Annotated in this window: 24 protein-coding genes and 1 riboswitch; of the genes, 15 read left to right on the forward strand and 9 right to left on the reverse strand. The window is 35.4% G+C overall.

Annotated elements, in window-relative coordinates:
• Positions 1 to 112: 112 nt before the first annotated feature.
• Positions 113 to 466 (reverse strand): hypothetical protein, encoded by a 354-nt coding sequence (locus MWJ95_RS15595; protein WP_249074886.1) that lies wholly within the window; start codon positions 464 to 466, stop codon positions 113 to 115.
• Positions 467 to 489: 23 nt separating this feature from the next.
• On the reverse strand, positions 490 to 1,185 hold the full coding sequence (locus tag MWJ95_RS15600) for a DUF2225 domain-containing protein (protein WP_249074885.1): 696 nt from the start codon (positions 1,183 to 1,185) through the stop codon (positions 490 to 492).
• A 601-nt stretch (positions 1,186 to 1,786) separates the two neighbouring features.
• Here MWJ95_RS15600 and MWJ95_RS15605 point away from each other — a divergent pair.
• Positions 1,787 to 2,560 carry a Cof-type HAD-IIB family hydrolase gene (locus MWJ95_RS15605; protein WP_249106616.1) on the forward strand — a complete coding sequence of 258 codons (774 nt, stop codon included), beginning with the start codon at positions 1,787 to 1,789 and terminating at the stop codon, positions 2,558 to 2,560.
• 147 nt (positions 2,561 to 2,707) lie between these two features.
• Positions 2,708 to 3,304: a DedA family protein gene (locus MWJ95_RS15610; RefSeq protein ID WP_249106758.1), complete on the forward strand. Its 597-nt coding sequence runs from the start codon at positions 2,708 to 2,710 to the stop codon at positions 3,302 to 3,304.
• A 55-nt stretch (positions 3,305 to 3,359) separates the two neighbouring features.
• Here MWJ95_RS15610 and MWJ95_RS15615 read toward each other — a convergent pair whose 3' ends face one another.
• Entirely contained in the window at positions 3,360 to 4,097 is a 738-nt protein-coding gene (locus MWJ95_RS15615; RefSeq protein WP_249106618.1) for a cyclase family protein, read from the reverse strand.
• A gap of 110 nt (positions 4,098 to 4,207) precedes the next feature.
• Positions 4,208 to 4,312: riboswitch (SAM riboswitch) on the reverse strand.
• A 143-nt stretch (positions 4,313 to 4,455) separates the two neighbouring features.
• Positions 4,456 to 4,857 (reverse strand): YuzC family spore coat inner layer protein, encoded by a 402-nt coding sequence (locus MWJ95_RS15620; RefSeq protein ID WP_249106620.1) that lies wholly within the window; start codon positions 4,855 to 4,857, stop codon positions 4,456 to 4,458.
• A gap of 144 nt (positions 4,858 to 5,001) precedes the next feature.
• On the opposite strand from MWJ95_RS15620, the gene MWJ95_RS15625 reads away from it, so the two are divergent.
• Positions 5,002 to 5,553: an SMI1/KNR4 family protein gene (locus MWJ95_RS15625; RefSeq protein WP_249106622.1), complete on the forward strand. Its 552-nt coding sequence runs from the start codon at positions 5,002 to 5,004 to the stop codon at positions 5,551 to 5,553.
• Between the two features lie 49 nt (positions 5,554 to 5,602).
• Here MWJ95_RS15625 and MWJ95_RS15630 read toward each other — a convergent pair whose 3' ends face one another.
• Entirely contained in the window at positions 5,603 to 6,787 is a 1,185-nt protein-coding gene (locus MWJ95_RS15630; protein WP_249074879.1) for an MFS transporter, read from the reverse strand.
• 110 nt (positions 6,788 to 6,897) lie between these two features.
• On the opposite strand from MWJ95_RS15630, the gene MWJ95_RS15635 reads away from it, so the two are divergent.
• Complete coding sequence (locus MWJ95_RS15635; protein ID WP_197143893.1) at positions 6,898 to 7,281, forward strand: winged helix-turn-helix transcriptional regulator; 384 nt, start codon at positions 6,898 to 6,900, stop codon at positions 7,279 to 7,281.
• Positions 7,282 to 7,350: 69 nt separating this feature from the next.
• Here MWJ95_RS15635 and MWJ95_RS15640 read toward each other — a convergent pair whose 3' ends face one another.
• The gene (locus MWJ95_RS15640; protein WP_249074878.1) at positions 7,351 to 8,196 is read right to left on the reverse strand and encodes an aldo/keto reductase; all 846 of its coding nucleotides are present in this window, start codon (positions 8,194 to 8,196) and stop codon (positions 7,351 to 7,353) included.
• Between the two features lie 281 nt (positions 8,197 to 8,477).
• Here MWJ95_RS15640 and MWJ95_RS15645 point away from each other — a divergent pair, with 281 nt between their 5' ends.
• The 8 genes from MWJ95_RS15645 to MWJ95_RS15680 all read left to right on the forward strand — a co-directional run bounded on the left by MWJ95_RS15645 (position 8,478) and on the right by MWJ95_RS15680 (position 15,576).
• Positions 8,478 to 8,924 carry a VOC family protein gene (locus tag MWJ95_RS15645; protein ID WP_249106628.1) on the forward strand — a complete coding sequence of 149 codons (447 nt, stop codon included), beginning with the start codon at positions 8,478 to 8,480 and terminating at the stop codon, positions 8,922 to 8,924.
• 280 nt (positions 8,925 to 9,204) lie between these two features.
• The gene (locus MWJ95_RS15650; protein ID WP_249074876.1) at positions 9,205 to 9,873 is read left to right on the forward strand and encodes a response regulator transcription factor; all 669 of its coding nucleotides are present in this window, start codon (positions 9,205 to 9,207) and stop codon (positions 9,871 to 9,873) included.
• Complete coding sequence (locus MWJ95_RS15655; RefSeq protein ID WP_249106629.1) at positions 9,870 to 11,222, forward strand: HAMP domain-containing sensor histidine kinase; 1,353 nt, start codon at positions 9,870 to 9,872, stop codon at positions 11,220 to 11,222. The genes MWJ95_RS15650 and MWJ95_RS15655 overlap by 4 nt, the downstream gene beginning before the upstream one ends.
• Positions 11,223 to 11,534: 312 nt before the next feature.
• Entirely contained in the window at positions 11,535 to 12,446 is a 912-nt protein-coding gene (locus tag MWJ95_RS15660; protein ID WP_249106635.1) for an ABC transporter ATP-binding protein, read from the forward strand.
• The gene (locus tag MWJ95_RS15665) at positions 12,443 to 13,153 is read left to right on the forward strand and encodes an ABC transporter permease (protein WP_249074873.1); all 711 of its coding nucleotides are present in this window, start codon (positions 12,443 to 12,445) and stop codon (positions 13,151 to 13,153) included. The genes MWJ95_RS15660 and MWJ95_RS15665 overlap by 4 nt, the downstream gene beginning before the upstream one ends.
• Positions 13,153 to 13,890, forward strand: a complete 738-nt coding sequence (locus tag MWJ95_RS15670; RefSeq protein WP_249074872.1) for an ABC transporter permease — start codon at positions 13,153 to 13,155, stop codon at positions 13,888 to 13,890. Before MWJ95_RS15665 ends, MWJ95_RS15670 begins: the two co-directional genes overlap by 1 nt.
• 135 nt (positions 13,891 to 14,025) lie before the next feature.
• On the forward strand, positions 14,026 to 15,288 hold the full coding sequence (locus MWJ95_RS15675; protein ID WP_249106637.1) for an erythromycin esterase family protein: 1,263 nt from the start codon (positions 14,026 to 14,028) through the stop codon (positions 15,286 to 15,288).
• Between the two features lie 129 nt (positions 15,289 to 15,417).
• Positions 15,418 to 15,576, forward strand: coding sequence for a DUF1540 domain-containing protein (locus tag MWJ95_RS15680; RefSeq protein WP_082172635.1), 159 nt, complete (start codon positions 15,418 to 15,420; stop codon positions 15,574 to 15,576).
• Positions 15,577 to 15,621: 45 nt separating this feature from the next.
• On the opposite strand, the gene MWJ95_RS15685 is transcribed toward MWJ95_RS15680, so the two are convergent.
• The 3 genes from MWJ95_RS15685 to MWJ95_RS15695 form a co-directional block, all read right to left on the reverse strand.
• Complete coding sequence (locus MWJ95_RS15685) at positions 15,622 to 15,867, reverse strand: group-specific protein (RefSeq protein ID WP_249106638.1); 246 nt, start codon at positions 15,865 to 15,867, stop codon at positions 15,622 to 15,624.
• A 203-nt stretch (positions 15,868 to 16,070) separates the two neighbouring features.
• Complete coding sequence (locus MWJ95_RS15690; RefSeq protein ID WP_249074869.1) at positions 16,071 to 17,165, reverse strand: sensor histidine kinase; 1,095 nt, start codon at positions 17,163 to 17,165, stop codon at positions 16,071 to 16,073.
• Positions 17,156 to 17,881, reverse strand: a complete 726-nt coding sequence (locus MWJ95_RS15695) for a response regulator transcription factor (RefSeq protein WP_249106639.1) — start codon at positions 17,879 to 17,881, stop codon at positions 17,156 to 17,158. Before MWJ95_RS15695 ends, MWJ95_RS15690 begins: the two co-directional genes overlap by 10 nt.
• A 157-nt stretch (positions 17,882 to 18,038) precedes the next feature.
• Between MWJ95_RS15695 and MWJ95_RS15700 the strand changes: the two genes are divergently transcribed.
• The 3 genes from MWJ95_RS15700 to MWJ95_RS15710 are packed head-to-tail and all read left to right on the forward strand — an operon-like array spanning position 18,039 to position 20,536.
• A complete protein-coding gene (locus MWJ95_RS15700; protein ID WP_249106640.1) occupies positions 18,039 to 18,962 on the forward strand; it encodes an ATP-binding cassette domain-containing protein in 924 nt (307 codons plus the stop codon).
• Positions 18,955 to 19,653, forward strand: coding sequence for an ABC transporter permease (locus tag MWJ95_RS15705; RefSeq protein WP_249106641.1), 699 nt, complete (start codon positions 18,955 to 18,957; stop codon positions 19,651 to 19,653). The genes MWJ95_RS15700 and MWJ95_RS15705 overlap by 8 nt, the downstream gene beginning before the upstream one ends.
• Positions 19,654 to 19,675: 22 nt before the next feature.
• Entirely contained in the window at positions 19,676 to 20,536 is an 861-nt protein-coding gene (locus MWJ95_RS15710; protein WP_249106642.1) for a DUF4097 family beta strand repeat-containing protein, read from the forward strand.
• The last annotated feature ends 41 nt before the right edge of the window (positions 20,537 to 20,577 follow it).

Genomic DNA, 20,577 nt, shown 5'->3' on the forward strand with positions numbered 1-20,577 from the left:
TTGTTTAAATTTTATTTAAATTTGGGTGAATGTCATTATTCTAGGTGATTCGAATAGGGGTAGGCAAAAAAACATCTCCAAAGCTTAAGTAACTTTGAAGATGTTGATAGTTTTATTTATAGTGATACGCGCTAGCTCTTTGGTTTTTCCGCTGTATTTGATTGAACCATGCACGATCCTTTTCCTCTTGTTTTAATGTACTAACGATGGTTGAGGAGCAGCTGACACAGATTTTTGCCTGAGTAATTTGTCCACAGCGTTCACAAGGTGCGCCTAAATTAGGGAAAATTGATTTTTTCAATTTTCCTGCCTTTACCCATTTATAGAGTAGGTCTGATGAAACCCCAGTTAATGCAACTACCTCGTCGTTCGTTAAATAACGATTATTTTTTCTCAGTAAAAAATGGTGTAGTTCTGAAAAAATATCTTCTTCTCTCACATCAATCCTTTTTGCAAATAGCTGCATGTTTATTACTCTCCTCGTCTACTTCAATTGATAACTTCTTCTATACTTTCATGTATATTGTTAGGTTGCTCGTCATATTTATAGTTTTCCCAGCGATTTCGTGCTAGTTTCCGATATTTATTGGAAACATGTCGATCTGCAATTAATCGAGAAAATCCTTTTTTCGCCTCTGCAATATCTCCAAGTCGAAGGCTTAATTCGGCATGTAAATATTGAATTCTCTCTCCGCCCTCTTGATTGGATGCAAAAGATTTGCTGTAAAAATCTCTTGCAGCGAAGAGGTAGCGCAATTCCGACTCATGATCATTTTTTAAGCGATATAGCCAGGCTATTTTTAGTGCGAAATTGGCCATAAGAAGCGACTCTTCCATAGATGCTCTTGAAACAAGATAAGCTAATTTAAGGCTTACAATGGCATCATCAATCGTACGTTCCTTGCACATATCCATTGGTTTTTGTAGCTCTTTTATATACAATTCATCAATAAGAAGCAGAAAAGGTCCATACGTTCTTGTCATAGATTTGTGGTAAGCATAGCCACAATGTGGACAAACAGCAACCTCATACAATAACGGGTTTAAACCCTCATAAACAGGCATGAAGTCTGTTTGTTCTTCGATAATTTTATATCGATTAGGGCGTACTTTATATGTAGTAAAATGCTTTTTGCAAAACTTGCAATCTACACTACTTTCATAGTAGTAAATGTTAAATGCCATAAGAATAAACTCCTTTGCATCGTTTCTTTTGTTCTATTTATACGATGGATAGAATCGTTCAATGTATTTAATTAATTATCTTTTATATTAACAATTCTATGTTCTTTGGTATACTCCTTTAGCATTATTAAAATAAATATGTCCATTACTTTCTTTGTTATTTAAATTTCTATATGTACCCGTAATAGTATTTATCGGTGCAGTTGTAGCAAGTTATACATTTATTTTAGTTTGTCCAATTAATGTTAAATTAAATAGTAACTAATTTTACTGATATAAGTAATAATACCTATAGTGAATTTTAGTATAAAGATGTTACTTAATGTAAAATTAAAATTACAAATGTGTCGATTGGAGACAGATATTGGCCGACAAAAGAATCCTGTATCAGAATTTAGTGTTTTCTATTTAGATTCATCCCCAAAATGAAGAAGATCTATGTTATTAATATGTATCCTGTGTATAAGTTGATTAGGGTGGAGGCTGGGCGACTCCTTGGAGATCAGCGAAAGCGAAGCGGCAGCTATAAAGCGCCCAGCCGGAACGGAAATCAACCACACGCTTGGTGAAAATTATGTGAAACGCTAAGGAGGAGCGAACGATGGATTATAAAATTGTATTCTTTGACGTAGATGGTACGCTTGTTAATTATGAAGATGGTTGTATGGAAGAAAGTACAAGGAACGCTATTCAACAATTAAAGAGTAAAGGAATTCATATTGTTGCAGCTACAGGAAGACCTTTATCGATGTGCCAGGATTTAAGAAATGTAGGAATAGAGACGTTTATTACAGCGAATGGTGCATATGCTAAGCACCAAGATCAAGTCATACATAAAATACCTGTTGCACAAGAAATTGTCCAGGCCGTTAAAGCTTTCGCTGATGAAAATAAACAAAGTCTATCGTTTTTTACAGAACAATTATCAATGAATAACGTCCGAGAAAAAGAGACCTTAAAAGCCATGCAAGAAACATTATCTTTGCAAGAGTTTCCTGTTATCAATGAAGATATCGTTACGCAAGAGGTGTATTTAATGTGTTTATATGGTGATGAGGATATTGAGAAAAAGTATACTTCAACATTTCCTCATGTATTATTTAAAAGGTGGCATCCTTATATTACAAATGTTTTGCAACATGATGTTTCTAAATCTATTGCTATCCAAGCTGTCCTAGATTATTTCGACTTGAGTCCTGAGGATGCACTTGCTTTTGGCGATGGAGATAATGATATCGATATGCTGGAGCAGGTTGGCTTTGGTATTGCAATGGGTAACGGTAGTGAAGCATTAAAAAATGTGGCTAATTATGTAACAAAGAAATCAACTGAGGGTGGTATTGATTATGCTCTTCGTGAGCTACAAATAATTTAACGCCTTTCCGATTTCTGACGCAATGATGCCAAGGTATAGTTGCGTGGAGAAAATTGGATTGAAACCATAACACTCATAATGTTGTCTCTATTGAGTTATGATAAAGCTAACTATAAAAAATTATTATGCTTTAGGTGGGATGGATTTATGGCGCATCACGTGCAATCTCTTATTGAGCATTACGGATATTTTGGCATCATTCTTATCCTAGTTGGAGGGATTGTTGGGCTGCCACTTCCTGATGAGATATTTTTGACATATGTAGGGTATAGTGTATATCGTGAAACTCTCGCGCATATCCCCGCTTTAATCAGCGCTATTGTAGGTGCGGTAGGAGGAATTACCCTGAGCTACTATATAGGCTATAGATTCGGACTACCTTTATTACAAAAATATGGTTCGAAAATTCATATTACTGAGCAGAAAATTGATTTTACTAAACAGTTATTTGCAAAAATAGGGCCGGGATTATTATTAATAGGATATTTTATTCCCGGTGTGCGTCATCTTACAGCATATATTGCAGCTATTAATAATTATCCTTATAAAAAATTTGCTTTCTTTGCCTATACGGGAGCAACTATATGGACATTTACGTTTATTACTTTAGGTAAAGTACTGGGAGAGAAATGGCATTATGTTGGGGTATATTTATCTCGCTACAGCATTTATCTTATAGTATTATTCATATTAATGATGTTGATCGTTTATGTAGTTTTCAAAAGAAGGAATTCACCGAAATAAATAAAAGGTAAGATAGGTATGATTCAATATTCATCGAATCATACCTATTGCTATTTTAAGGTAATATAGCAAATGAACGGACAGGGAATCCAGATGCTTTTTCAGGCTTTGGTACAATATTAAAAATAACAGCGCCTTTTGGAGGTAGCTTGTCTAAATTGGTCATCAGTTCAATTTGGTAAGTATCTTGCTCAAGCACAAAATATTCACCGTCTAACTTACCATTTGTACGAAAATCCGCTGCTGAATCCGTATCAAAAGTTTCGTGACCGATAGCACTTACTTTGCGCTCGTTGAATAAAAACTGTAACGTTTCTAATCCCCAGCCAGGAATATGATTATGACCATCACCGTCCTTGTTGCTGAAAGACTCTTTATCTGGCCAACGTTTACTCCAATCGGTACGCAGGGCTACAAAGGTACCTGCTTCAATTTCTCCATACTCAGCTTCAAAATCAAGAACATCTTGAACACTTAACGTGTAATCGTTATTCATTTCGGCTTCCTTCGATTTATCAATAACGATGAGTGGTAGCACTAGTTCTTTTAGCTTCAATTCCTCTAAATAGCGTGTATCTCGCACAAAATGGATAGGTGGGTCAATATGTGTGCCGTATTGCCCAGGGAACGTGAATTGCTGTGCAAAGAACCCATCATCATGGGAAAATAATGTTTCAAATTTTGCATCATCAAACATAAAGAAATGAGGAGAATTTGGCCCAAATGTATGTGTTAAATCTACCCATTCTTTCGATTTCAATAGTTGAAGTGCTTGTAAAAGTTCGTTTGTCATAATATTCTCTCGCTTTCTTTTGAAATTTTGGGTGCTACCTTTTGCTTGATAGCAAGTAAAAAAGAGTCCTCCATGAAGAGGACTCTTGTGCAAAGTAACTGCAGTAAGTGTTCTCATCTTCAAGGCCGAATTTTGCCAATTGGAATTAGCACCATACCTATAGGCTGGTTGCTGAGACTTCATAGGGCCAATCCCTCCGTCTCTCTTGATAAGAAAATGCGATATAAGAATTTTCAGAAATAAAACTTACAAACACTTTAGCATATCTTTTTATTGTTTACAAGTTCAATAGGGATACAAGGTTAAAAGTTTGCATTCATTCTGCGAAAAAAGAGGCCCTCTTCAAGGGGCCAACTCTTCACCAACCCAACAATAATGTTAGCTTACAACAACTGCTCTCAGTAAATATTATACGTAATCCATCTGGTGTATAGGTTGTTTCAAATTTTATTGTAATGCCTGTTGACGCAATTAACTTTTCAACTTCTGTTTTATTGGATTGTTGTGCTGCGTCTATAAGATCATGTGCAAATTGCTCTGACTCATCAATTTTATCCGTAAGTAATTGTGCCTGCTGCATAATAGTCTTAATCCGTTTCGCTGAAGTCTTCAACTTATTTGTATTGATGGGTGGAAATGGGCTTCTATTTGTTGGCATTGCTAGATATCTAGAAGGTTGTTGAGTAGTTGGTTGATTTGCCATTACCCATGTTGGATAATAATTAGGATAGACAAAATATGGATAAGGATTGTAATACAACTAACTTCCTCCTATCCTATAGCTGATACATTATCTTATGTATAACGGAGACATTAGGTGTTAATGGCTACCGCTTTGAAAAGCTTGAGCGAAAAGGGGCTCAGTTCAACGGTTTATTATTCTTCTTCAAAAGGAGTTGTTAAGATGGATATTCGTGCATACATAAAAAATGGTTTTGAAGTTTACTATGAACGTTATAATCAGGTGTCTGAAGAAGGGTTTTGTAGATGGATGTGCCCAGATGTACCTGAAGAAATGAAGGTAGTTGATATCGACGGTGAGTGGTCTGTGTGGAGAATGATTCCTTCAACTGTAACGGAGGAAGATATTCAAGCTTTAGAAAAAGAGTTCGGACTTCATTTTCCCGAATGGTATAAAGCTTTTATTTCAACGTATCACCATTATTTTGGTGTAATACCTGACCAAAGTATAGAGGACCCTTTAAATAACGTAAGGGATATGTTTAATCCAACATTATGTAGTTTAGGATACCTACCATTTTCATGGGATACAGAGTATGGAAAAATAATTTGTATTGATTTAAATAATAATGCTGATGAAGACAATTGTGCAATATATGAAATTGAACATGAAATTTTATTTGATGATGGTGCCGATATTCAATCGTCATTAGACTATCTGTATCCAAATTTCAAGGCATATTTTGATGATACTTTCCTTGAATCTAATAAATAGCAAAAAGGAAGGGGCGTTTTAGACAGCACCTTCCTCACAAGCAACGTATTTATTTTTTGTTTCTATCAAAGATTAACCATAGTAACGTAGTAGCTGCGGCAAGCATCACCATGCCGAATCCGTATATAGGAGTATACGCTAATGATTGGTGGCGAACGATGATTCCGCCAATATATGATCCTAGAAAAATACCAATGTTAAAGGCCGAAATATTTAATGCTGAAGCCATTGAAATAGCTGATGGTATATATTTTTCTGAAAGCTGAACGGCATAAAGTTGTAATCCCGGTACATTCATAAACATAAATAGCCCCATCATAAAGACCATTATTAACCCAACGATTGATGATTCTAAAAAGAAATCGATGCCGAGTAGTGCTAATGCTAGGCCTATAAAGATAATAAAGATCGAACGTAAAGGGTTATTATTCGCAAAACGACCACCTAATGTATTACCGATGGCAACACAAATACCGTATACAACTAAAATCACGACTATTGCTTTCGGTGAGTAGCCCATATACTGCTCTAAAATAGGAGAAACATAAGTGTATACTACGAATGCGCCACCATATCCAATTGCAGTAATAAAGAGAATTAATAGCATTCTTATATTTCCTAATACTTTCCCTATATCACGAATGGATATTGGATTCCCTTTTGATAATTGACTAGGTACAAGCAGAGCATTACTAATTAATCCGATAATACCGATAACGACAATGAAAATGAACGACATTCGCCAATCTGTTACTTGTCCGATAAAAGTTCCTAGTGGGACACCAGTCACAGTTGCTAATGTTAGTCCAGTGAACATGAAAGCTATTGCACTTGCTCGTTTATTCGGTGCCACAACATCTGCAGCGATAACAGATGCAATGGACATAAACACACCATGTGCTAATGCTGAAATTACACGCCCAGTAAGTAGTAATGAGAATGAGGGTGCTATAGCTGCAAGTAAATTACCGATAATAAACAGTACCATAACGAGCAGCAACACATTTTTGCGACTAAGGCGCGATGTTAAGGCTGTTAAAAGCGGTGCCCCAATAGTTACACCTAATGCATATATGGATACGGTTAAACCCGCAGTACTCAATGTTATATCAAAATCTTCTGTAATTAATGGAAGTAATCCAACGCTTATAAATTCTGTAGAGCCGATACCAAATGCACTAATCGCAAGTGCGAGTAATGTTAGTTTGGCATTCGGCACTTTTGTATCTTTCATTCTATTACTATCTCCTTTGATTTTTTTTATAGTATATAGTAATATTCATACATACCTTAAAGTTGTATAGGGTACTTTTAGTTACTTTTGAATATTACAGGGGGTTCACAATGAAAAAAGTTTATAATATTGGTGTCGAAGCCACTCTTGAGGTCATTGGGGGCAAATGGAAACCTATTATTCTTTGTCATCTTAACCACCATGGTAAGATTCGTACGAATGAATTTCGCCGATTAATTCCAGGCATTTCACAAAAAATGCTAACAAGCCAATTGCGTGAATTAGAGCAGTCTGGATTAATTAATCGTAAGGTTTTCAATCAAGTACCGCCAAAAGTTGAATATTCGCTAACACCTTATGGTCAAGAGATGGACCCTGTGCTGAACATGCTTTGCACTTGGGGTGAAAAACATATCGAAATGTTACAAGATCAAGGTGAAGATGTACTGATCATGCAACGTGATGAAGATATCGCCATAAAGCATACATCTTAAATAGATTGGAAAGAGACTGTCTAAGAGAAGAAAATAAGACAGTCTCTTTCACGTTTATATAGCTAACATTTACATGACAAAATCAAATTCATCTGGGTTTGGTCCAACGCGTTGATCTAGATTCATGGCGTTAATGATTGCCATCTCTTCATCAGTTAGTGTGAAATCAAAAATATCAGCGTTTTGAATCATACGTTCTTTGCGCACAGATTTTGGAATTGTAACGATACCATTTTGAATATCCCAACGTAAGATCACTTGAGGATTTGATTTCCCGTATTTTTCAGCTATTTTTGAAATAGTTTCATTATCAAGAAGTCCACCTTGCATTAATGGTGCCCAAGCTTCTACTTGAATATTGTGCTCTTCGCAGAATGAACGTACCTCAGTTTGTTGTAATCGTGGATGGAGTTCCACTTGGTTAATAACTGGTTTGATACGAGCAATTTTAAGAAGATCCTGTAAGTGCGATACTTGGAAGTTACATACCCCAATAGCTTTAATTTTCCCTTGCTCGTATAAATCTTCGAGTGCTCTCCAAGCTTCTGCAAATTTATTTTTACCTGGCCAATGAATAAGGTAAAGGTCTAAATAATCTAGCCCTAATTTTTCTAAGCTGTCATCGTATGCAGCGATTGTCTCTTCATAGCTCAAGCCATCGTTCCATACTTTAGATGTAATAAATAAATCCTCACGTTTTAAACCAGTAGTTGCTAGTGCCTGACGAATACCTTCACCAACACCTGCTTCATTTCCATAAATAGCGGCAGTATCGATGCTACGGTAACCAACCTCAATCGCATTTTTTACCATCTCTGCTGTAACATCATTCGGTACTTGGAATACACCTAGACCCATACCAGGCATTTGTAAGCCGTTATTTAATGTAATTTTATCTTGTAAATGATTAATCATTTTTCTGTCCTCCAATTTTCGTTTGTGCTTTGCTGCTTTCTTATTATGCTTCCATGCTATTGCAAAAAAAAGTACGCACTTTTTAGTTTCATAGAAACGTAGAGGTTACTTTTGTGAGATATCAATGGTTCACTGTAAGAAATTTTTATTAGTTTACGTTGTTCGGTCTTTTATATTAATTGAAATTAATTGTGATAAAGCAAATATTTATAGTTTGTAGAAGGTGACTCAATGCCTGAAATAGAATAAGTAATTGAATCTTTTATAAAGGAGAGAGTGGGATGAATCGTTTAAATTTAATTACGTTGGGTGTAAAAGATATGGTCGAGTCTCTTAAATTTTATCGAGAGGGTCTAGGATTTGAAGTCATTGTTTATGGTGAAGAAACAAATCCAGATGTTATTTTCTTTAATAATGGTGGGACAAAAATCTCATTGTTTCCGATTGAGCGTTTAGTAAAAGATATAAACGAAGAAAATCCACCGGCTATCGGCAATGGATTTAACGGGGTTACGCTTGCTTATAACGGAAAGTCGAAAGAAGAAGTTGATCAAGTGTTTGATTTAGCTAAACAGGCCGGAGCTAACATCGTCAAGGAACCAGAAATTGTATTCTGGGGAGGCTATAGCGGCTATTTCCAAGACCCAAACGGCTACTATTGGGAAGTTGCTTATGGGGACATGTGGCAGTTTGATGATAATGATATGTTGATTATGACAAATAATTAATAAGATAGACGTATTTGGGGAATCCAAATACGTTTTTATTGTTATCGCCCAACTTTTTGATTTTATTACCCAACTTTTAAAATTTATCGTCCAACTTTTTAGTTTTATCACCTAACCTTTTTAATTTTATCGACAAACCGAGCTTTAGATGTGATTTATTCAATGACTCTCTCATTTTACTGACAATGATTGAGTGCAAACCGATGAAATCGTATAATACGAATACGCTCTAAATAACATTTATTTCAAATAAATAATCTAGATTGGGAGGATTACCATTTTGTATAACATATTGTACATAGAAGACGAAAAAGAGATTGGCCAATGGGTAACAAAGGATTTAACGGAAAGAGGATACGAGGTTACATGGCTTGAATCAGGGGAAGAGGTCGATCAGCATATAGCTTTTAAGGATATTGCTATATTGGATGTAATGCTACCAGGATTAGATGGCTTTTCAATTGGTAAAAGAATTAAGCGAGAGAATAAAGAAATTCCGATTTTAATGTTGTCAGCACGAACTGCTGTAGAGGATAAAATTGAGGGCCTTAACTTCGCAGATGATTATTTAACAAAGCCATTCCATCCAGATGAACTTATAGCTCGTGTGGAGGTTTTACTAAGAAGATATCAAAAAAATGATGATGTATTAGATCTGCAGCATTTAAAAATTTATACGAAAGAGATGCGAATTATCAACAAGCAAACCGATGAAGAAATTCAATTAACCGGTAAGCAATTCTATCTATTACAGTATTTTATTCGCCATTTAAATCAAATTTTAACGAAGGAACAGCTTTATGAAGGGGTTTGGGGAGAAAGTTACATAGAAGGCGATAAAACATTAATGGTGCATATTCGATACTTAAGAGAAAAAATAGAGATAAATCCAGCCAAGCCGACAATTATTGAAACTATACGTGGTATTGGATATAGGGTGAAACAATGAAATTTTTCCGATCTTTATTAGCTAAGTATATGGTAATTATTTTTTTAGCGATTTCTATTGTTCAATTATCATACTTTGCAATTGCCGTTTTTATGTTTGGAATAGGAAAAACTGGTTTTTCAAGTGAAGTTCTCAGGGAAAGCGAAGTAGAAGAGAAATGGCTTACAGAAGCTAAGAGTATCAAAAATTTCACAGAGGATACAATTGCACAACATTTTAAGGATTGGAAGGATCAGTACCCTAAATCATCCATGTTTTGGGTAAGTGAAGATGGTACATTACGAACAAAGGTGGACGTAAAGGAGCACCTACCATCAGAATGGACGCCAGCATTTACAACAAAGTTTATAAAAGAACATTATGGGGAAGATCCGTTTACAGTTATAGCTTTTTTAGGACAGGACGAATCGAATGGATTTATCGTTTTTGAAATTCCTAGAGAAGTGTTTAATCCACCTCTTAGAAATGTTTATGAACAGTATGGGTACCTTGTAATTGCCGGCACTATTGCGATTATCATATTTTTCATTGCTATATCTTTTTTATTCTTCAGAGGGATTCGAAAGCGACTATTGCACCTGCAGGAAGCAATGGAAATTCGTGATGTAGATGGCTTACCTATTGAAACGAAGGTCAAAAAGAAGGATGAAATCGGTCAGCTCGAACAAAGCTTTAACCGCATGGTGTGCGAGCTTAGGGAAAGTAGGAATCGCGAGCAGCAGGAAGAACAGTTAAGACGTGAATTGATTGCTAATTTATCGCATGATTTACGAACACCATTAACGAAAATACGGGCGCAATCGTATTCAATAAGTAAAGAAGTATTATCAGAGGATGGAAAACATGCCATTAAGGCAATGGAAACGTCGATTGTTAATATTGATACTTTAATAGAAAATTTAATGTCTTATACACTGCTGATGGCTAGTAAATATAAATTTGAACCGAAAGAAATCAACATTATACGTTTCGTACGTGAGCAAATGACTACATGGTATCCTGTGTTCGAAAAGGAAGGCTTTGAAATCGATTTTGGGCTAGATCCATTTGAGAAAAATGAATGGCAAGTGGATCCGATTTGGCTTGGACGTATAGTCGATAATTTATTTCAAAATATATTACGTCATGCAAGTAGCGGGAAATATGTTGGTGTGGAAACCGAATCAACGGAGCGTTATGATGCATTTATCATAAAGGATCACGGAAATGGAATGAAAAATGAATCCAATGCCAAAGGTGCTGGTATTGGCTTATCTATTGTCGATATTATGGTGAAGGGCATGAATTTAGACTGGGATATTGAGTCCAGCGAATCCGGAACCAAGATTAAAATTAAACACTACAAATAGAATAATTCGTGAAGCATGTTAAGGCATGCTTCACTTCATAATTGCCTAACAGTATGCCAGTAAAGTTTATGGCATGCTGTTTTTTTATTTTTACAGACTTCTTGGAAAAGTAGAATGGAGCAATACTTTATAGTAAGGCAATCGGAATTGTTATTTTCTTTTTAATGATCTGTAGCGAAAACGAAGCGTAGCGCCCAGCCGGAACGGAAATCAACCCCATGTTATGGTAAATAGCTTTTTAAACAAAATTTAACCTTGAACCTTACCTGTTTTTAACCTTCATTACTTATGATAATTACAGAGGTGAGGACAATGGAATATATCGTACAAACAGAAAATTTATCAAAGAGTTTTGGTAAAGAGCAAGCTGTATCAAATATAAATTTAAAAATACGCAAAGGTGAAATATATGGATTTTTAGGACCGAATGGAGCGGGAAAAACGACGACAATTCGTATGCTGCTTGGGTTAATGAAACCATCTTCTGGGACCATTAAAATCTTCCAAAAAGATTTAATGAAGGAACGAATGAATATTTTAGCAAAGGTTGGTTCATTAGTAGAGAACCCTTCCTACTATCCGCATTTAACAGCTTATGAAAATTTAGAAGCATTAAGAAAAATTTTAGGTGTACCGAAATCACGTATCGATGAAGTATTAGATATTGTTCGTTTAAAGGATGTCGCAGATAAAAAAGTAAAGGGCTTTTCCCTTGGGATGAAGCAACGTTTAGGTATAGCGGCATCTTTACTAAATAATCCTGAATTACTTATTTTAGATGAGCCAACGAATGGTCTTGATCCTTCTGGTATTATCGAAATTCGTAATTTGATTAAACGACTGCCTGAAGAATATGGAATGACGATTATTATTTCAAGCCATCTATTATCTGAGATTGATCAGATGGCTACACAAGTGGGTATTGTCACAAAGGGTAAAATGATTTTCCAAGATTCAATTGAAGCAATGCGTAGATTTGCTCAGCCGAAGGTAGTCATTAAAGTGAGCGATGGTGAAAAGGGCTGGCGTTCATTAGTGGCAAATGGCATTAAAGCAGAACATAAGGATGACCTCATTTTATTTGATGAATGCTCAGACGAAAAGGTAGCGCATATTGTACAAATTCTTGTACAAGAAGGCGTTTCGGTTTATCGAGTAGAGGAAGAGAAACGATCTTTAGAGGAGATTTTCCTTCAAATGACAACAGGAGAGCATGCGCTATGATAGGGAAACTGTTAACTTCTGACTTTTTGAAAATTAAACGCAAAGGATTATGGTTTTTAACAGCTTTAGGACCAATAGGTGTTGTTGCGATGCAAATGGTGAATTACGGTTTAAGGAAGGACTATTTGCTAGAGCAAAGCGAGGATGATTGGGGCTACTACTTATTAAATGTTCATTCTTTTACTCCACTTGCTATCGTTTTAGGGATTGCCATTTTAACTTCGTTTATGGCAAGTATTGAAAATGAAACGAATGCTTGGAAACAATTAATTGCTCTACCGGTATCAAAATTAACGGTGTATTTATCAAAATTCACTGTTCTAGCTATTTTATTGTTTATGTCTTCCACGATTTTAATGCTAATGACAATGGCCTATGGAGTGTTTTTAGACTTAGGAGATAGCATACCATATGCGGAACTTGCTAAATTTGCTTATTATCCATATTTTGCTTCGTTACCAATATTGGCACTGCAGCTTTGGATTGCAAGCGTTTGTCAGAATCAGGGGATTCCGATCACTGTAGGTATTTTCGGCGTGATTTTTGCCTATTCCTCTTATGTATTGCCAGATTGGATGATTTGGAAATGGCCATCTTTAATGAATCATTGGGATGAGCCCGTTATTAATGTCATGCTTGGCGTAGGCATTGGTATTTTACTGTATATTATCGGAATGATAGATTTTGCTAGAAGGGATGTAAAGTAATGGGGTCTATACTGAGCGCTGAATGGTATAAATTACGTAAATCAAAAGTGGTGCCAATCATTTTCGCGGGACCAATGATCGGACTTTTTATAGGGTTATCAATGAATTCAAATAATATTTTATCAGATGCTGAAATTAATGAATGGTATATTTCTTTAATCTCTATGAATTTACTCTATGCATTATTATTTCTGCCTTTAATTTCAGGAGTATTTGCAAGTCTTATTTGTAGATACGAGCATCAATCTGGCGGCTGGAAACAACTTTTAGCACTACCTGTGACAAGAGGGAAAGTATTTGTCGCAAAATATGCTTTAATTATGCTTCTTGTGCTGGTGATGCAGATACTATATTTATGTTCTATATATGCAGTAGGTCTTTTGAAAGGCTACTCAGATCCTTTCCCAATGGAAATTGTATGGAAGAGTATTTTTGGTGGATGGCTAGCGACATTGCCATTAGTCGCTTTGCAGCTATGGCTGTCCATCATGTTTAAAAGTTTTGCTGCTCCATTTGCAGTAAATGTTGTATTTACTTTACCGTCTATATTAGCAGTCAACTCAGCACGTTTTGGACCTTACTATCCATGGGGGCAGCCCTTCTTGATGATGAATATAGGTGGTAATACAGGTGATGTATTCTTCGTGCCTTGGGAGCAATTATTAACAGTTGTAGGAGGAGGCTTCGTACTGTTTTTCCTTGGAGGGTATTTATATTTCCAACGAAAAGCTGTGTAAAGTGAACTTTAATCAGTGGGAAGATATTTCAACCCACTGATTAAGGTCAGTTAATCCTAATACGCCTTCTAAAACGTGAACTACTGCCCGTTAACGCGGGATAACTTTTTTATAGATAAAGGGAGATTTTTTAAAATGGTATTTGTTAAAAGGAGTTTTTTATTAATTTCGGCACTATTTCTTTTAGTATCTTTAGCGGGATGCGGAAAGGGAGAAGCTGTGAAGGATGCCGCAAAATATACATCCGCGGTTGAAGATATCGATATTCCAAATGATGTGAAAGTAATCGGATTTGGAGAAGCGACACATGGAAACGTTGAATTCCAAACATTAAAGAAGGATGTATTTCAGGCTCTAATAAAAAATGAAAATGTCCGTGTTTTTGTATTAGAAGGCGATTTTGGTGGCGCTCAGCAAATCAATCAGTTCATTTTAAATGGTACTGGCACAGCTGAGGAAGCGGTAAAAGCTTTGGATTATGGGATCTATAAAACGGAGCAAATGATTGACTTTGTTCAATGGATGCATGATTATAACATGACTGCCGATGAGAAAGATAAAATTTATTTTTATGGAAACGATATGCAACGCTATGATTATAGTAAAAAAGAGTTATTAGCATATTACGAAGTGGTTAATAGTGAAGCCGCAAAGAAATATAAGGCACAGTTAAAAGATGTGACGAATAAAACAATGAGGGATTTATCAAGTAGTCAGCTAGAAGAGTTGGACAAAAATATTGATGCCATCATAAAGGATTTACAAACAAATAAAGACGCTTATGAAAAACAATCGTCGAAAGAAACTTATTTATTTGCTGCTCAATATGCACAAATCATGAAGCAACGGACGCAATTATTTTTAAATGACGGTAATTATATGAGTCTTCGTGATGAATATTTAGCAAACAACTTACAATGGATTGTTGATTTTGAAGCGGCTCAAGGTCATGATAAAGTACTTATGTCTGCTCATAATGGCCATATAGAAAAAACTTCTGCAACTGTGGCAGGATATAAATCTATGGGCCACTACTTAGACGAAGTATATAAAGATGCGTACTTTGCCATTGGGACTGACTTTGTTAACAATACGTTCCAGGCACAAAATGGATCTGGCGAAAGAAAAGAATATACAATTGAGCACCATAATGCATTAATAGATGCTTTTAGCGAAGTGAAGGAAAATATTTTTTATGTAGACTTTAAAAAGGCAAATGAATCTCAGGAGTTAGCGGACATCGTGGCTAAAAAACAACGAATGGGTAATATCGGAGATGATTTTAGCTTCTGGTACAAGTTCACGCAGATGCTTTATACAATTAAAATGACACCTGCTGAGGCATATGATGGCATGATAATTGTTCAAGAGGCTACACCAACAAAGGTTATGGAATAACAATATAATCATGCAATAGAAGATACTATAGGATTCATTACAACATTACTTATATGGATTGGGTTCTATAAATAAGTATTAAAATACCTCGCTTTTGTTAATGATAACAAAAGAGGAGGTGTGGAAACGATGGCACAAGAAATTCTATGTGAAGTCAATAACTGTACATTTTGGAACTCTGGAAACAGATGTGGTGCAGAAAAAATCTATGTTGTAAGTCAAAAAGGACAACAGGCATCAAATAGTGAAGAAACAGATTGTAAAACATTTAATCCTGAAACACATTAAAGTATTTAAGGGTAACCATATCAAACGGTTACCCTTTTCTCATCTTTATAAATAGACATTTATTTTTTCTTTGTTAAACAGAAGTGTATGAGCATTTTTCACTTTTTCCTCTACATAATCTAATGAATACTGTCCATAGGAATCTGTTAAATCGCCAATGGCATGAGATAAATTATCAATAACAGGAATCAATGTTTCTAAGTGAGTAAGTTCGCCACCTCTATTCATTTCATCTGTAATTTCATGAGCAAGGTGTTGAATATTTCTTAGTCGCAATTTTTCAGATTGCATGGAATCCTCCTTATTGAGTGAGCTAATTTATGATGCTTAAATATATGTAAAACAATACGATTTCATGAATGGCTCTGGTAAAGTGATTGGGTCCTTCAGAAAATTGCTCAGGTCCGCCCCGAAAGTGATGAGGTTCACCAAAAAACTGCTAGGGTCCACCGGCCAACTACTCAGGAGGAGTCCAAAAATGTTCAATTCCCATATTATCCTTTGGGTAATGTAACAATAAACGTTGTTCCATTAGAAGGTTCGCTCTGTACTGAGATAGTGCCATTATGAGCTTGAACGAGCTTAGAAACGATCGCCATACCTAGTCCAGTACCTTCAGATGAAGATTCTGTAGTGGTTCCACGATAATATTGTTGGAATATATTCTCCATCATGTGTTGAGACATCCCTATGCCATTATCCACAATGTGAATTTCTACATGCTCTGTTCTATCAAAAATCTGTGTATAAATATCTGTATTAGGTGGATTGTGGATAACGGCATTCATAAGAATGTTTTGTAAAATGCGTTGCATGAATTTCGTATCAAAGTCAGTGTTTATAACGGATGTATCAGTTTTAAAGTGCAATATATAGTCATTGGCCTGTGGATTGTTGCTTATAGTAGCAACGATTCTCTTTGTGAAATCCACAATATCCTGCTTGGTTTTGTGCAAGGGTAACTGACCTTCTGTAGTATTAAACTGAATGACGAGACTTAAATCTTGAATAAGTTCCTCCATATGCTTGCCTTTATCTGCAATCTCTTGAATAAAGGAACGGGCTTCCTCCTTGGACCAATTGTATTGATCGTTTAATAGTAGGGTAGAGTAGCCTGTAATATACGTTAATGGCGTTTTTAAATCATGTGAAATACCAGCAATCCATTCTTGTTTTGCTTGTTCCACCTTTTCACGTTCTGTTTCAGCAGCTTTTAATTTTCCTGATAAGGATTGTAGGTGTTGAAGTACCTCTTGATATAACATATAACGCATACGGAGCTTTCCTTTGCGTGTATAGATTTTAGATAGTCCAACAGGTTGTTTGTAGTTTTCCTGTGAGAGCTGATAAATCCAAGACATGATAAAACCAAGAGGACCACCAAAATACCAACCGAATACAGCAATACAAGCAAGAGTGCTAAATCCGAAAATCCATGCGACTAGTAGACTCTGATAAGCTTCACTAACAGATTTTTTAAAGAGTGGGAGAATACCTTCGAGCCCGATCACAATACAAATACCACTCAAAAGTATCCACAGAATAATCCCCATTGCAAGATGCAACGTAAATCGAGTGTTTATTCGCATAGTGAATCCTCTTTTGGTGGAATGAATTTATAGCCAATGCCCCTTAAATTCACAATTATTCTAGGTTTACGCGTATCATCGCCAAGCTTTTTCCTTAGCTTTGAAATATGAATCGTTACGGTTTTCTCCTCACCATATACATCATTTCCCCACACGAATTCATAAAGCTGTGAAGTGGTAAAAATACGATTTGGGTTTTTACAAAAGAAGTGTAGCAACTCAAGCTCTTTAGCTGTACATTCGACAAGCTGATTGTGAACGGTTAATGTAGCGGATTCAGGATTAAGAGCAAAATAACCGAAATCAAATTTTGTAGTCTGCTGTTGTTGAGAACTTTCATACATTTTTTGACGTCGAAGGATGACTTTTATTCGAGCGACGACCTCTAAAGGATTAAAAGGCTTTGTAATATAATCATCTCCGCCAATACCCAATCCCGTTAATTTATCAAAATCAGTAGAGCGAGCACTGACAAAAATGATGGGTGTATTTGAATATTTCCGTATTTCCGTACAAAGCTCAAAGCCACTTATATCCGGCAGCATGATATCGAGCAAAATAACATCGTATTGATTGTCCTTTACAAGCTGTAGTGTACTTTTTCCCGTTGAAGCAGTATCGATATTTATAAAGTTTTCTTTTCGTAACGTAATTTCTAATAATTTTAATATACCAACCTCATCATCTACGATTAGGATTTTTTCTGCAGTTTCCATTTTTATCCCTCATTTCAATTTCATCATAACAGCTTCTGATCTTCATATCCTTACTCTCTTGAAAAAATTACTGTCATTTTCCACCGAGTTTACTTTGTTTTTACTTTCGCTTATTAAGATTAATGTAACGAAATCAAAATTGTAAGGAGTACACAACATGGAAACTGTTATTCAAATACAGCAATTAACGAAGAGCTTTAAAGGAGTCGAAACGGTCTCGAATGTCAATATGAATGTTAAGAAGGGAGAGATTTATGGCTTTTTAGGTCCGAATGGAGCTGGTAAAACAACAATCATGAAGATGATTTTAAATTTAGTAAAACCAACTTCAGGTGAAATTAAAGTATTAAATCAATCCATTGCTAATACTTCCTATCAATACTTGAGCAAAATAGGCAGCATTATCGAGTACCCGGAATTTTACAATAGGCTAACAGCGAAGGAGAACTTAGAGCTTCACTGTAAGTATATTGGAGTTTATGAAAAAGGAGCTACAGAAGAGGCATTAGAGATAGTAGGTCTTAATGGTGTTGAACATAAAAAAATACATGAATTTTCTCTAGGGATGAAGCAAAGATTAGGTATCGCACGTGCCATTGTTGCCAAACCGGAAATTCTTATTTTAGATGAGCCGATAAATGGTCTAGATCCAATTGGTATTAAAGATATTCGAGAGCTCTTACTACATCTAAAGGAGAAGCTTGGAATCACCATATTAATATCTAGTCATATCGTGTCAGAAGTAGAATCAATAGCAGATACAATCGGCATCCTTCATCGTGGTCAATTATTGAAAGAGGTAAAAATGGAGGATATTCGAAAAGAGAATATGGAGTACCTGGAGATTAAAATAGACGATGTGAAAAAAACAATTCATGTGTTAGAGGACAAGTTAGGTATCCGAAAATATGAAATGATCAATGAGCATTGTATTCGAATTTTTGAACATAACATTTCTCAATCTCAAATTAATAAAGAACTTATTTTCAATAACATTACGGTCAATGGCATTGAAAAGCAGCAACAGCATTTAGAGGAGTATTTTTTAAATCTTATAAATGGAGGGAATCAAATTGCTTAAACTATTAAGACTTGAATGGAAAAAGAATAGTATGTCTAGTTATTTTAAAGGCTTAGTCATTTGTATTGTTGGAATTTTTGCGGCAGTTGCACTTATGGCAGTTGGTTCTGAAGATGAAAAGATGTTTCAAGATTACACAGATTTTATGTCTTTGACAAATATATTAATTCGCATTGTTTTTATCATTTTTTCGAGTGTAATCTTATCTCGTTTAGTCATTGATGAATACAAAAATAAGACGGTTCAATTATTATTTACGTATCCATTAAAAAGGAAAAAAATTATTTTTGCTAAGCTGTCTTTAGTATACGGATTTTGTTTCTTTAGCATTATTATTGCGACCTTAATGATGAATATCGCTGTTTATTTTTTAAATCCAATGATGAACTTGTTTGAAACACCTGTTGAGATACAGGAGATGGTAGCTACAATGCCTTCTACCTTTATCAATGCATTTATGATGGGTGGGGTAAGCTTAATTCCTTTGTACTTTGGTATGCGAAAAAAATCAACAGCTGCGACAATTACATCCGCTGTTTTAATTGGATTTTTGATTAATGCAACGGTTTCAAATGGGGGTACATCTGCCAGTTTATTTCAATTTATCATTGTCCCAATAACGATGTGTCTCTTAGGGCTTATTATCGGCTATCTGTCCTATTATAAAGTCGACAAAGTAGATTTAACCTAAAAATGAGAAATGAGGATGTAAAGTGAAAAAAGCAATCATAGCCTTAATATTCGTTATTGCGATTGGAGGAATATTCTTCACTCTTAAAATCAATGGAGAACAGAGCATCACTGAAGAACAGTCCTTTGATGTAGAGCAAATTAAAGAACTAGAAATAAACATTGAGTCTTGGAATATAGCATTAGAAAATACGGAATCTGATAAACTAACAATTGAATTTGAAGATAAGCAACAAAGCAATCCTGTTGAAGTTAAGAAAGACGGAAATATAGTAAAAGTACTTCAACAAGACAATGAAGAAGGAGTTATGAAAAACTTTAGCTTTGGAAAAAAAGATACTATTCACATTTCTATCCCTAAAAATGCAGTGAATAAGATTGCATTAAAAAACAGCTATGGCGATATCAAAATTAACAATATTGAAACGGAAGAACTATCGGTTTCAACGGATTCTGGCGCTAAGACTATTAAGGGGTTAACGGCTAATGAAGGGACAATCACATCAAAAGATGGTGAATTGAGCATCGTAGACAGTACTTTAAACGAATTAACAATAGCTGCTACAAACGGTGATAGCTATATGACTAGAGTCAACAGTCCAAAAACGAAAATTACTTCGACTAGCGGTGAAGTTTTTATGAAGGAAGTCATCGAAGGAAAAGCATTGTTTGTGGAAACTGCTTCAGGGGATATAACAATATCATACAAAGAGGCACCAAAATCATTAGAGCTTATAGCGAACAGTGAATCATCTGACATAAGCGTTAATTTAGAAGGTTATCAGAAGGAAGAACATACGGATCAATTAAAGAAAGGTAAGATTGGTCAAGCGTCAAATAAATTGGAGCTAATTAGTAAAGAAGGTATAATAAGCGTAAAGTGAAAACTTACAATCTGTGAGGTTAATGAATAATGTTAAGACGA

It is taken from the genome of Lysinibacillus sp. Bpr_S20 (assembly GCF_023337835.1).
Taxonomy (GTDB): Bacteria; Bacillota; Bacilli; order Bacillales_A; family Planococcaceae; genus Lysinibacillus.